The sequence below is a fragment of the Streptomyces pratensis genome (assembly GCF_037137275.1).
GTDB lineage: Bacteria > Actinomycetota > Actinomycetes > Streptomycetales > Streptomycetaceae > Streptomyces > Streptomyces pratensis_B.
Genome location: NZ_JBBBEN010000052.1, coordinates 220361 through 232254 on the forward strand (window position 1 = coordinate 220361; position 11894 = coordinate 232254).

General features: G+C 71.5%; 12 protein-coding genes. 7 read left to right on the top strand and 5 right to left on the bottom strand.

Annotated elements, in window-relative coordinates; all coding sequences use genetic code 11:
• The first annotated feature begins 223 nt into the window (after positions 1–223).
• The 7 genes from V9U70_RS03235 to V9U70_RS03265 all read left to right on the top strand — a co-directional run bounded on the left by V9U70_RS03235 (position 224) and on the right by V9U70_RS03265 (position 6902).
• On the top strand, positions 224–1435 hold the full coding sequence (locus tag V9U70_RS03235; protein ID WP_336672888.1) for a phosphoglycerate kinase: 1212 nt from the start codon (positions 224–226) through the stop codon (positions 1433–1435).
• A gap of 6 nt (positions 1436–1441) precedes the next feature.
• Positions 1442–2218 carry a triose-phosphate isomerase gene (tpiA, locus tag V9U70_RS03240; RefSeq protein ID WP_336672889.1) on the top strand — a complete coding sequence of 259 codons (777 nt, stop codon included), beginning with the start codon at positions 1442–1444 and terminating at the stop codon, positions 2216–2218.
• 114 nt (positions 2219–2332) lie between these two features.
• On the top strand, positions 2333–2569 hold the full coding sequence (gene secG / locus V9U70_RS03245) for a preprotein translocase subunit SecG (RefSeq protein ID WP_336672890.1): 237 nt from the start codon (positions 2333–2335) through the stop codon (positions 2567–2569).
• A gap of 109 nt (positions 2570–2678) precedes the next feature.
• Entirely contained in the window at positions 2679–3014 is a 336-nt protein-coding gene (locus V9U70_RS03250; RefSeq protein WP_336672891.1) for an RNA polymerase-binding protein RbpA, read from the top strand.
• 192 nt (positions 3015–3206) lie between these two features.
• Positions 3207–4865, top strand: a complete 1659-nt coding sequence (gene pgi, locus V9U70_RS03255) for a glucose-6-phosphate isomerase (protein WP_336672892.1) — start codon at positions 3207–3209, stop codon at positions 4863–4865.
• A 4-nt stretch (positions 4866–4869) separates the two neighbouring features.
• The gene (locus V9U70_RS03260; protein ID WP_336672893.1) at positions 4870–5373 is read left to right on the top strand and encodes a PH domain-containing protein; all 504 of its coding nucleotides are present in this window, start codon (positions 4870–4872) and stop codon (positions 5371–5373) included.
• Positions 5370–6902 (top strand): PH domain-containing protein, encoded by a 1533-nt coding sequence (locus tag V9U70_RS03265; RefSeq protein WP_336672894.1) that lies wholly within the window; start codon positions 5370–5372, stop codon positions 6900–6902. The genes V9U70_RS03260 and V9U70_RS03265 overlap by 4 nt, the downstream gene beginning before the upstream one ends.
• Before the next feature lie 39 nt (positions 6903–6941).
• Here V9U70_RS03265 and V9U70_RS03270 read toward each other — a convergent pair whose 3' ends face one another.
• The 5 genes from V9U70_RS03270 to tal all read right to left on the bottom strand — a co-directional run bounded on the left by V9U70_RS03270 (position 6942) and on the right by tal (position 11851).
• Positions 6942–7304: a VOC family protein gene (locus V9U70_RS03270; protein ID WP_336672895.1), complete on the bottom strand. Its 363-nt coding sequence runs from the start codon at positions 7302–7304 to the stop codon at positions 6942–6944.
• Between the two features lie 71 nt (positions 7305–7375).
• Positions 7376–8158 carry a 6-phosphogluconolactonase gene (pgl, locus tag V9U70_RS03275; RefSeq protein WP_336672896.1) on the bottom strand — a complete coding sequence of 261 codons (783 nt, stop codon included), beginning with the start codon at positions 8156–8158 and terminating at the stop codon, positions 7376–7378.
• Positions 8155–9198 carry a glucose-6-phosphate dehydrogenase assembly protein OpcA gene (opcA, locus tag V9U70_RS03280; protein ID WP_336672897.1) on the bottom strand — a complete coding sequence of 348 codons (1044 nt, stop codon included), beginning with the start codon at positions 9196–9198 and terminating at the stop codon, positions 8155–8157. Before opcA ends, pgl begins: the two co-directional genes overlap by 4 nt.
• Positions 9195–10727: a glucose-6-phosphate dehydrogenase gene (gene zwf / locus V9U70_RS03285; RefSeq protein ID WP_336672898.1), complete on the bottom strand. Its 1533-nt coding sequence runs from the start codon at positions 10725–10727 to the stop codon at positions 9195–9197. Before zwf ends, opcA begins: the two co-directional genes overlap by 4 nt.
• Before the next feature lie 5 nt (positions 10728–10732).
• The gene (tal, locus tag V9U70_RS03290; protein WP_336672899.1) at positions 10733–11851 is read right to left on the bottom strand and encodes a transaldolase; all 1119 of its coding nucleotides are present in this window, start codon (positions 11849–11851) and stop codon (positions 10733–10735) included.
• Positions 11852–11894 lie beyond the last annotated feature (43 nt).

Here is an 11894-nt window from a genome sequence, read left to right on the forward strand (position 1 = left end):
GCCCCTGGCCCGTGCCGACGGGCAGCCGTCCGCCGCGCGACGTCCGGCGGGCCGGTGCGCCCGCGGCGTCGCCCGAGCCGCCCGGCCGCGGCCTGTGCGAGGGCGGCCCGCGCGGCCCGGCCTCCGGTGGTCCGCCGCCGCGGCCGAGGTCGTGCCCGGCGGATCAGGGCCGGGCACGACCTAGCACGCTCATCCGTCCTTGCAAGGAGTAACGGAAGACCAGATGAAGACGATCGACGAACTTCTCGCCGAAGGGGTCGCGGGCAAGCGGGTATTCGTCCGCGCCGACCTCAACGTGCCGCTGGACGGCACCGCCATCACCGACGACGGCCGTATCCGCGCCGTCGTCCCGACGGTCGCCAAGCTCGCCGAGGCCGGCGCGCGCGTCGTCGTCGCCTCGCACCTCGGCCGCCCCAAGGGCGCCCCGGACCCGGCCTTCTCGCTGGCGCCCGCCGCCGCGCGCCTGGGCGAACTCCTCGGCGCGGAGGTCGCCTTCGCGACCGACACGGTCGGCGAGTCCGCCCGTGCCACGGTCGCCGCCCTCGGTGACGGCCGCGTCGCCGTCATCGAGAACCTCCGCTTCAACGCCGGTGAGACCTCCAAGGACGACGCCGAGCGCGGGGCCTTCGCCGACCAGCTGGCCCAGCTCGCCGACGCCTACGTGGGCGACGGCTTCGGCGCGGTGCACCGCAAGCACGCCTCGGTCTTCGACCTCCCCGCCCGGCTGCCGCACTACGCGGGCTTCCTCATCGCCACCGAGGTCGGCGTCCTCAAGAAGCTCACCACCGACGTCAAGCGGCCGTACGCCGTCGTCCTCGGCGGCGCCAAGGTCTCCGACAAGCTCGGAGTCATCGACCACCTGCTGGAGAAGGCCGACCGCATCCTGATCGGCGGCGGCATGGCCTACACCTTCCTCAAGGCCCAGGGACACGACGTCGGCTCCTCGCTGCTCCAGGAGGACCAGGTCCCGGCCGTCCAGGAGTACCTCAAGCGGGCCGCGGAGCGCGGGGTGGAGTTCGTGCTCCCCGTCGACGTCCTGGTCGCGGAGAAGTTCCCGGACCTCACGACGAAGGCCCCGGCCCACCCCGACACGGTCGCCGCCGACGCCATTCCGGCCGGCCGGATGGGGCTGGACATCGGCCCGGAGTCCAGCACGCTCTACGCCTCGAAGCTCGCCGACGCGGCCACCGTCTTCTGGAACGGCCCGATGGGCGTCTTCGAGCACCCCGACTACGCCGACGGCACCCGCGCGGTCGCCCAGGCGCTCGTCGACTCCCCGGCCTTCAGCGTCGTCGGCGGCGGCGACTCCGCCGCGGCCGTCCGCATCCTGGGCTTCGACGAGAATGCTTTCGGACACATTTCGACCGGTGGCGGCGCGAGCCTCGAATACCTCGAGGGCAAGACGCTTCCCGGGCTCGCCGCACTGGAGGACTGACCTTTCATGACCACCCGCACCCCGCTGATGGCGGGCAACTGGAAGATGAACCTCAACCACCTGGAGGCCATCGCCCACGTCCAGAAGCTCTCCTTCGCCCTGGCCGACAAGGACTACGAGGACGTCGAGGTCGCCGTCCTGCCGCCGTTCACCGACCTGCGTTCCGTGCAGACCCTGGTCGACGGCGACAAGCTCAAGATCAAGTACGGTGCCCAGGACATCTCGGCGCACGACTCCGGCGCGTACACCGGTGAGGTCTCCGGCCCCATGCTCGCCAAGCTGCGCTGCACCTACGTGGCCGTCGGCCACAGCGAGCGCCGCCAGTACCACGGCGAGAGCGACGAGGTCTGCAACGCCAAGGTGAAGGCCGCCTACAAGCACGGCCTGACCCCGATCCTCTGCGTCGGCGAGGGCCTGGACGTCCGCAAGGCCGGCGACCAGGTCTCCTACACGCTCGCGCAGCTCGACGGCGCGCTCAAGGACGTCCCGGCCGAGCAGGCCGGGACGATCGTGATCGCCTACGAGCCGGTCTGGGCCATCGGGACCGGCGAGGTCGCCACCCCGGAGGACGCCCAGGAGGTCTGCGGTGCCATCCGCCGCCGGCTGGCCGAGCTGTACTCCCAGGAGCTGGCCGACGCCGTCCGCATCCAGTACGGCGGCTCGGTGAAGTCCGGCAACGTCGCGGCCATCATGGCCAAGCCCGACGTGGACGGCGCCCTGATCGGCGGCGCCGCACTGGACGCCGACGAGTTCGTCAAGATCGTCCGCTTCCGCGACCAGTGAGTATGCGGTAGCGCGGAATCGGCGTACCCTTGCGGGGGCCGAAGGGGTTACCGCCCTTCGGCCCCCGTGTACATGCACGCAGTAGTCAAGAATTCCGGAAAGTAGGGACCAGCCGTGGTTTTGGCGTTCCAGATCGCTCTGATCGTCTTCAGCCTGCTGCTGATGCTGCTGGTGCTCATGCACAAGGGCAAGGGCGGCGGCCTCTCCGACATGTTCGGCGGCGGAATGCAGTCCTCCGTCGGCGGCTCCTCGGTGGCCGAGCGCAACCTCGACCGGATCACCGTCGTGGTCGGTCTGGTCTGGTTCGCGTGCATCGTCGTGCTCGGTCTCCTCATCAAGCTGGACGGTTGATCCGCCGTCCGCGATTCCCGGTGACGGTGTAACTCCTTTCACTGGACGCGCGTTGGGCCTTACGTAGACTGGGGCATCCTCGAGCACCATCACGCAGGGAGTTACGACCGTGGCAAGTGGCAACGCGATCCGGGGGAGCCGGGTCGGAGCGGGGCCGATGGGCGAGGCCGAGCGCGGCGAGTCCGCGCCGCGTCTGCGCATCTCCTTCTGGTGCTCGAACGGGCATGAGACGCAGCCGAGCTTCGCCCATGACGCGCAGGTGCCGGACACGTGGGACTGCCCGCGCTGCGGCTTCCCCGCCGGTCAGGACAAGGACAGCCCGCCCGCCCCGCCCCGCAACGAGCCGTACAAGACGCACCTGGCGTACGTACGCGAGCGGCGCAGCGACGCGGACGGCGAAGCGATCCTCGCCGAGGCCCTGGCCAAGCTCCGCGGCGAGATCTAGGCCTCGGCCGGAGCCCTCGCGGCCGCACCCCCCACCACACAGCCGTTCACCGGCCGGACACCCACGGGTGTCCGGCCGGACCGCGTTCCGGCCCCGCCGCGCCCGCGTCCGCGCCGCACGCCCCCTCGATCAATTAGGTTGGAGGGGCAGCGGGGATGCGTAGGTACGAGAAGAAGTGGGCTGATATCCCGGATGAACGCAGCAAGCCGAACCAAGCTGAACCAGACGCCCGAGTGGGCGGCTCTCGCCAAGCACCGCGAGGAGCTCGACGGGACGCATCTGCGCGAGCTGTTCGCTCAGCAGCCGGACCGCGGCGCCGCCTGCACCCTCAGGGTGGGCGAGCTGACCGTCGACTACTCCAAAAACCTGGTGACCGACCGGACGCTGCGGCTGCTGCGCGAGCTGGCCGCCGCGACAGGGGTCGCCGAGCTGCGCGACGCCATGTTCCGCGGCGAGAAGATCAACACCACCGAGGACCGGGCGGTCCTGCACACCGCGCTGCGCGCCCCGCGCGACGCGGTGATCGAGGTCGACGGCGAGAACGTGGTGCCCGGCGTCCACGCCGTCCTGGACAAGATGACCGCCTTCTGCGAGCAGGTCAGGGCGGGCGAGTGGACCGGCCACACCGGCCGCCCCGTCAAGAACATCGTCAACATCGGCATCGGCGGCTCCGACCTCGGACCCGCCATGGCGTACGAGGTGCTGCGGTCCTGCACGGACCGCTCGCTCACCCTGCGCTTCGTCTCCAACGTCGACGGCGCCGACCTGCACGAGGCGGTCCGCGACCTCGACCCGGCCGAGACGCTGTTCGTCATCGCCTCGAAGACGTTCACCACGATCGAGACCATCACCAACGCCACCTCCGCCCGCGACTGGCTGCTCACCGAGCTGAAGGCCGGTCAGGAGGCCGTCGCCAAGCACTTCGTGGCGCTGTCGACCAACGCCGAGAAGGTCGAGGAGTTCGGCATCGACACGGCCAACATGTTCGAGTTCTGGGACTGGGTCGGCGGCCGCTACTCCTACGACTCCGCGATCGGCCTCTCGCTGATGATCGCCGTCGGCCCGGACCGCTTCCGCGAGATGCTCGACGGCTTCCACCTCGTCGACGAGCACTTCCGCACCGCCCCCGCAGAGGAGAACGTGCCGCTCCTCCTCGGTCTGCTCGGCGTCTGGTACGGGAACTTCTTCGACGCCCAGTCGCACGCGGTGCTGCCCTACAGCCACTACCTCTCCAAGTTCCCCGCCTACCTCCAGCAGCTCGACATGGAGTCCAACGGCAAGTCCGTGGACCGCGACGGCGACCCGGTGGAGTGGCAGACCGGCCCGGTGGTCTGGGGCACACCCGGCACCAACGGGCAGCACGCGTACTACCAGTTGATCCACCAGGGCACCAAGATGATCCCGGCGGACTTCATCGGCTTCGCCGCCCCGGTCCACGACCTGCTGCCCGGACTGATCGCCCAGCACGACCTGTTGATGGCCAACTTCTTCGCCCAGACCCAGGCCCTCGCCTTCGGCAGGACGCCCGACGAGGTCCGCGCGGAGGGCGTGCCCGAGGAGCTGGTGCCGCACAAGACGTTCCCGGGCAACCACCCGACGACGACGATCCTCGCGGACCGGCTCACCCCCTCGGTCCTCGGCCAGCTCATCGCGCTGTACGAGCACAAGGTCTTCGTCCAGGGCGCCATCTGGAACATCGACTCCTTCGACCAGTGGGGCGTCGAACTCGGCAAGGTCCTCGCCAAGCGGATCGAACCGCTGCTGACCGGGGACGAGGGCACGGAAGCCGAGCGGCTCGACAGCTCCACCGCCGCCCTGGTCTCGGCCTACCGCACGCTGCGGGGGCGCTGAGCCGATGCCGCAGGGGGAGGCGGAGGTTCGGCTGCGCCCGCCGCGCAACACGCTCGACGAGCGGGCCGTCGGCTGGTGGCGCGCGCAGTGGCTGCTGCTGACCGCCGCGCCCGTCGTGCCGCTCGCGGTGCTGGGCACGCTGATCGCGCCCGCCCGTCCCTGGCTGCTGCTGCCCGCCGCGGCCCTCGCCGCGGCGGGCGTGGCGACCGCCCTCCTCCTCCCCCTGTGGTGGTTCCGCACGCACCGCTGGGAGGTGACCGAGGACGCGGTGTACGTCCGCACCGGGTTCTTCTGGCAGGAGTGGCGGATCGCCCCCATGTCCCGTATCCAGACGGTCGACACCGTACGGGGCCCGCTGGAGCAGCTCTACCGGCTCGCCACCGTCACCGTCACCACCGCGTCCTCCAAGGGCGCGGTGCGGATCGAGGGGCTGGACCACGTGGTGGCCGCGGAGCTGGCGCAGCGGCTCACCCACATCACCCGCAACACCCCCGGCGACGCCACATGAGCCCGCCGGGCGACGGGGGCCCCGCCCGCGACGACTGGCGACGCCTCGACCCCCGTACGGTCCTGGTCACCGCCCTCGTCGTGGCGGGCGTCGTCGCGGGCGCCGCCCTGCCGGCCACCCTCGGGCTCTCCCGCTGGCTCGGCCTCCCGGCGGCCGCGCTCTGGGTGCCGGCCGTGGCGCTCCTGGTGGTCGGGGCCGCGGCGGGCGCCGACCGCGTCCGCTGGCGCCGCACCCGCTACCGCATCGGTCAGGAGCGCGTCGACCTCCACACCGGCCTCCTCCTCGTCAAGCGCCGCTCGCTGGCCCGCGAGCGCATCCGCACCGTCGATCTCACCGCCAGCCTGCTGCTGCGCCTCCTCGGCCTGGTCACCGTCAAGATCGGCACCGGCGAACAGGGCAACGACTCGACGCTCGAACTGGACCCGGTCACCCGCGCCGAGGGCGAGCGGCTCCGCCGCCTCCTGCTGGAACGTGCCGCGGCCACGCCCTCCGGCGGTCACCGTGAGGGCGAGCTCGCCGTCCTCGACCCGCGCTGGCTCCGCTACGCCCCGGTCTCCTTCGTCGCCCCCATGCTCGGCGGGGCCGCGGCCGGAGCGGTCATGCAGATCAGCGACTGGGTCGGGGCCCAGGGCGACGTCATCGCCTGGGTCGGTGACCGCTTCCGTGAGACCCCGGTCCTGTGGACGATCGTGATCCTGCTCGTCACCGCCCTGGTGGCGGGCGTCGTCGGAGCGCTCGGCCTCTGGATCGAGATGTGGTGGAACTACCGCCTGGAACGCGAGGCGGGCGGCACGCTGCGGGTGCGGCGAGGACTCTTCACCTCACGGTCGATCTCCGTCGAGGAGGCCCGGCTGCGCGGCGTCGACCTGGTCGAGCCGCTCGGCGTCCGGCTGCTCGGCGCCGCCCGCCTCGACGCCATCACCACCGGGCTCGCCAAGGACCACGAGGGCAGGAACGCCGACCACAACACCCTGCTCCCGCCCGCGCCCCGGGCACGGGCCGACGCCCTCGCCGCCGACGTGCTGCGCGAGGCCGTCACCCCGACCGGGGCCGCGCTGGTCCGCCACCCGCGCGCAGCCCGGGGCCGCAGACTGCGCTGGGCGCTCGCCACGGCCCTGACCCCGGTGCTGGCACTGGCGGTCCTGGGCGCCCTGCTCACCCCCGTGCTGCTCTGGATCGCACTCGGCTGCGCCGCGGTCGGCGCACCACTCGCCGTCGTCCTCGCGCTGGACGCCTACCGGGGGCTGGGACACGCGCTCTCCGGCCGCTATCTGGTCACCCGCTCGGGCACGGTCCGCCGCTCCACCGCCGCACTGGAGCGCGCCGGAGTGATCGGCTGGACGGTCAGGCAGTCGGTCTTCCAGCGGCGGGCCGGACTGCTGAACGTCACGGCCACCACGGCCGCCGGAGGCGGCGCGTACACGGCGTACGACACCGACGTGGACGAGGGCCTGACGTTCGCCGCCGAGGCCGTGCCGGGGCTGCTGGAGCCCTTCCTGGAGCGCTCCGGACCCCGACGCGGCCCCTGAGCAGGGCGGGCGGACCCACCCCCTCCGGGCGGCGGTCGGTCAGCCGCCGCGCGCCGTGTCGATGACACAGAAGCGGTTGCCCTCGGGGTCGGCGAGCACCACGAAGTCCGGGTCCGAGGGGTAGAGGTCCCACGCCACCCGGGTCGCGCCCAGCCCGATCAGCCGCTCCACCTCCGCCTCCTGGGTGTCGGAGTAGAGGTCGAGGTGGACGCGGGGCACGTCCTGGACGGGGGAGGAGCTGCGCCCCAGCGCCACCCCCACGCCGGGGCCCCGGGCCGGGACCAGCACTGCCCAGTCCTCCGTTCCCGGCTCGCGCTCGGTGTACTCCAGCGCCGCCTTCCAGAAGGCGGCGGCCCGCCGCACGTCCGACGCGCCCATCACCACGGTTCCGATATGCACCATGGGGCCGACCCTTTCACGCCGCAGGCCCGGACCGCTCGGAGAGAGCGGGCCGGGCCTGCGCGGAGGGAACGTCAGGCGGAGACGGGCGAACGGAGCTCCTGCGGGAGCCGCGAGGCCGCGGCGGTGTCCAGCAGCCACAGCGTCCTGTCGCGCCCGTACGCCCCGGCCGCCGGCGCCTGGATCTCCCCGGCCCCGGACAGCACGGTGGCCACGGCCTGTGCCTTGTCCTCGCCCGCCGCCAGCAGCCACACCTCGCGCGCCGCACGGATCGCGGGCAGGGTGAGGGAGACGCGGACCGGCGGCGGCTTGGGAGCTCCGTGCACCCCGACGACCATGCGCTCCGACTCCCGTACCGCGGACAGTTCGGGAAAGAGCGAGGCCACATGGGTGTCCGGTCCGACACCCAGCATCAGCACGTCGAACGTGGGCACCGGCCCCTGGTCCTTCGGCCCCGCCGCGGCGGCGAGTTCGGCCGCGTACGCCGCCGCCGCCTCGTCCACGTCCGAGCCGTGCGGGCCGTCGGAGGCGGGCATCGCGTGCACCCGGGCGGGGTTCAGCGCCACCGCGTCGAGCAGCGCCTCGCGGGCCTGGGTGAAGTTGCGCTCAGGGTCGTCCTCCGGCAGGAACCGCTCGTCGCCCCACCACACGTCCAGGCGCGCCCAGTCGACGGCGTCCCGGGCGGGCGCGGCGGCGAGCGCGGCCAGCAGGGCGTTGCCGTTGCGCCCACCCGTCAGGACCACAGAGGCGTGGCCCCGGGCGGCCTGGGCGTCCACGATCGTCGTGATCAGCCGGGCCGCCGCGGCCTCGGCCATCACCTGCTTGTCGGAGTGCACGACCAGCTGAGGAGGCGTCACTTGGCGGCCGCCTTCTTCGTCGCGCCCTTCTTCGCGGCGGGAGCCTTCGGCTCGTCACCGGGCTTCGGGGCCCTCTCGTCCCGCTCCGCCAGCGGAGCCGGCGTGGTCTCGCCGCCCGCGTGCAGCCTGTCGACGCCGAACTTGACCGCGGACTCGTAGGTGTTGTCCGGGTCCAGCCGTCGCAGCTCCTCCGCCAGCAGTTCGGCGGTGTCGCGCCGTTTGAGCGCCACCCCGCGGTCCGGCTGATTGTGCATGGAGAGCGTGGCCAGCGTGCCGTCGGCCCGGTCGAGCACGATCACGCCGTTCTTCGTCTCCATCCGGACCGCGGTCAGACCGGGCCCCTCGGAGGCCGTGCGCTCCACCGGAACGTCGAGCCGGTCCGCGAGCCACATGGCGAGCAGCTCGCAACTCGGGTTGTCGCTCTCGCCCTCGACGGTCGCGCCGAGCACCTCGGCGGGCTGCTGGTCCAGCGCCGCGGCCAGCATCGAACGCCACGGCGTGATCCGCGTCCAGGCCAGGTCGGTGTCGCCCGGACTGTACGTCGTCGCCCGCCCCGCGAGCTCGTCGATCGGATGCTCGGCCGAGTAGGCGTCGGTGATCCGGCGCTGGGCGAGGGCTCCGAGCGGGTCCTTCGCCGGGTCGGACGGCGAGTCCTGGGGCCACCACACCACGACCGGGGCGTCCGGCAGCAGCAGCGGGAGCACCACCGACTGGGCGTGGTGGGCCAGCTCGCCGTGGAGGCGCAGGACGACGGTCTCCCCGGTGCCCGCGTCGGAACCGACCCGGACCTCGGCGTCGAGCCGTGCGTCCCGGCGGGCCCGCGGCGAGCGGCTGACCCGCTTGATCACCGCGATGATCCGCGAGGGGTGCTCGCGCGAGGCGTCACCGGCCGACTTGAGCGCGTCGTACGCGTTCTCCTCGTCGGTGACGATGACCAGCGTGAGCACCATGCCGATCGCGGGGGTGCCGATGGCCCGGCGGGCCGACACCAACGCCTGGTTGATCTTGCTGGATGTGGTCTCCGTGAGATCGATCTTCATGGCCGCCTCCAGCTCCGTCCGTCGCGTGCGAGCATCTCGTCCGCCTCGGCCGGACCCCAGGTGCCGGCCGCGTACTTCGCGGGCTTGCCGTGCTTGCCCCAGTACTCCTCGATCGGGTCGAGGATGTTCCAGGACAGCTCGACCTCCTGGTGGCGGGGGAAGAGGTTGGCGTCGCCGAGCAGGACGTCCAGGAGGAGCCGTTCGTACGCCTCCGGGCTGGACTCCGTGAAGGACTCGCCGTACGCGAAGTCCATCGTGACGTCCCGGACCTCCATCGAGGTGCCGGGGACCTTGGAACCGAAGCGCACGGTGACGCCCTCGTCCGGCTGGACCCGGATGACCAGGGCGTTGCCGCCCAGCTCCTCGGTGGCGCCGGACTCGAACGGCAGGTACGGGGCGCGCTTGAAGACGACCGCGATCTCCGTGACCCGGCGTCCGAGGCGCTTGCCGGTCCGGAGGTAGAACGGCACGCCCGCCCAGCGGCGGTTGTTGACCGTCAGCTTGATCGCCGCGTAGGTGTCGGTCGTCGACTTGGGGTCGATGCCCTCCTCCTCGCAGTAGCCGAGGACCTCCTGACCGCCCTGCCAGGCGTGCTCGTACTGGGCGCGCACGGTGTGCTTGCCGAGGTCCTCCGGGAGCTCGACGGCCGTGAGCACCTTGAGCTTCTCCGCGACCAGGGCCTTCGGGTGGAAGGAGCCGGGCTCCTCCATCGCGGTGAGCGCCAGCAGCTGGAGCAGGTGGTTCTGGATGACGTCACGGGCCGCGCCGATGCCGTCGTAATAGCCGGCCCGGCCCCCGATGCCGATGTCCTCGGCCATCGTGATCTGTACGTGGTCGACGTAGGACCGGTTCCAGATGGGCTCGAACATCGTGTTGGCGAACCGCAGCGCCAGGATGTTCTGGACCGTCTCCTTGCCCAGGTAGTGGTCGATCCTGAAGACCTCGTTGGGCGGGAAGACGGCGTGCACGAGCTGGTTGAGCTCCTGCGCGCTGGCCAGGTCGTGGCCGAAGGGCTTCTCGATGACGGCGCGCCGCCAGGAACCCTCCTTCTGGTCGGCCAGCCCGTGCTTCTTCAGCTGCTGGACGACCTTGGGGAAGAACTTCGGCGGCACGGACAGGTAGAAGGCGAAGTTGCCGCCCGTTCCCTGCGCCTTGTCGAGTTCCTCGATGGTCGCCTTGAGCGTCTCGAACGCCTCGTCGTCGTCGAAGTTGCCCTGGACGAAGCGCATCCCCTGGATGAGCTGCTGCCAGACCTCCTCACGGAACGGCGTACGGGCGTGCTCCTTGACGGCGTCGTGCACGACCTGGGCGAAGTCCTCGTCCTCCCAGTCGCGGCGCGCGAAGCCGATGAGCGAGAAGCCCGGTGGCAGCAGGCCGCGGTTGGCCAGGTCGTAGACGGCAGGCATCAGCTTTTTGCGGGACAAATCGCCCGTGACGCCGAAGATGACCAGGCCCGACGGCCCCGCGATGCGCGGGAGCCGTCGATCCTGTGCGTCACGGAGCGGGTTGGCTCCGGGAACAGCAGACAAAGTGGTCAGTCCTCCGAGGGGGTGAGGCGCTGGAGCTCTGCCTGGGTCGACTTGAGCAGGTCGTTCCAGGCCGCTTCGAACTTGTCGACGCCTTCGTCTTCCAGTAGCTGGACGACTTCGTCGTAGGAGACGCCGAGGTTCTTGAGGGTGTCGAGGTCGGTGCGGGCCTGGTCGTAGCCGCCGGCGACGGTGTCGCCGGTGATCTCGCCGTGGTCGGCGACCGCTTCCAGGGTCGCTTCCGGCATGGTGTTGACCGTGTTGGGGGCGACCAGGTCCTCGACGTACAGGGTGTCCTTGAGGGAGGGGTCCTTGACGCCGGTGGAGGCCCACAGCGGGCGCTGCTTGTTGGCCTGTGCCTTGTCCAGGGCGGCCCAGCGGTCGCCCGCGAAGACCTCTTCGTAGGCCTCGTAGGCCAGGCGGGCGTTGGCCAGGGCGGCCTTGCCCTTGGCGGCCTTGGCCTCCTGGGAGCCGATGGCGTCCAGGCGCTTGTCGATCTCGGTGTCCACGCGGGACACGAAGAAGGAGGCCACCGAGTGGATGGCGGAGAGGTCCAGGCCCGCGGCCTTCGCCTTCTCCAGGCCCGCGAGGTAGGCGTCCATGACCGCGCGGTAGCGCTCGAGGGAGAAGATCAGCGTCACGTTGACGCTGATGCCCCGGCCGATCGTCTCGGTGATCGCGGGGAGACCCGCCTCGGTGGCCGGGATCTTGATGAGGGTGTTGGGCCGGTCGACCAGCCAGGCCAGCTGCCTGGCCTCGGCGACGGTGGAGCGGGTGTTGTGGGCCAGGCGCGGGTCCACCTCGATGGAGACCCGGCCGTCCTGGCCGCCGGTCGCCTCGAAGACCGGGCGCAGGATGTCGGCGGCGTCACGGACGTCCGCCGTCGTGATCATCCGCAGGGCTTCCTCGACGGTGACCCCGCGGGCGGCGAGGTCGGTGAGCTGCTGCTCGTACCCGTCGCCCGAGGAGATCGCCTTCTGGAAGATCGACGGGTTGGTGGTGACACCGACGACATGACTCTGATCGATCAGCTCGGCCAGGTTGCCCGAGGTGATCCGCTTGCGCGACAGGTCGTCGAGCCAGATCGCCACGCCCTCGTCGGAGAGGCGCTTGAGTGCGTCTGTCATGAGTTGCATCTCCTCCTAGTGGTATCTACCGGCGTCAGCGCGC

What these genes read in the sequence shown, in the direction of transcription:
- V9U70_RS03235 (WP_336672888.1), top strand. Translation starts at nt 224, where the DNA reads ATGAAGACGATCGACGAACTTCTCGCCGAAGGGGTCGCGGGCAAGCGG.
- tpiA (WP_336672889.1), top strand. Translation starts at nt 1,442, where the DNA reads ATGACCACCCGCACCCCGCTGATGGCGGGCAACTGGAAGATGAACCTC.
- pgi (WP_336672892.1), top strand. Translation starts at nt 3,207, where the DNA reads ATGAACGCAGCAAGCCGAACCAAGCTGAACCAGACGCCCGAGTGGGCG.
- V9U70_RS03260 (WP_336672893.1), top strand. Translation starts at nt 4,870, where the DNA reads ATGCCGCAGGGGGAGGCGGAGGTTCGGCTGCGCCCGCCGCGCAACACG.
- V9U70_RS03265 (WP_336672894.1), top strand. Translation starts at nt 5,370, where the DNA reads ATGAGCCCGCCGGGCGACGGGGGCCCCGCCCGCGACGACTGGCGACGC.
- V9U70_RS03270 (WP_336672895.1), bottom strand. Translation starts at nt 7,304, where the DNA reads ATGGTGCATATCGGAACCGTGGTGATGGGCGCGTCGGACGTGCGGCGG.
- opcA (WP_336672897.1), bottom strand. Translation starts at nt 9,198, where the DNA reads ATGAAGATCGATCTCACGGAGACCACATCCAGCAAGATCAACCAGGCG.
- tal (WP_336672899.1), bottom strand. Translation starts at nt 11,851, where the DNA reads ATGACAGACGCACTCAAGCGCCTCTCCGACGAGGGCGTGGCGATCTGG.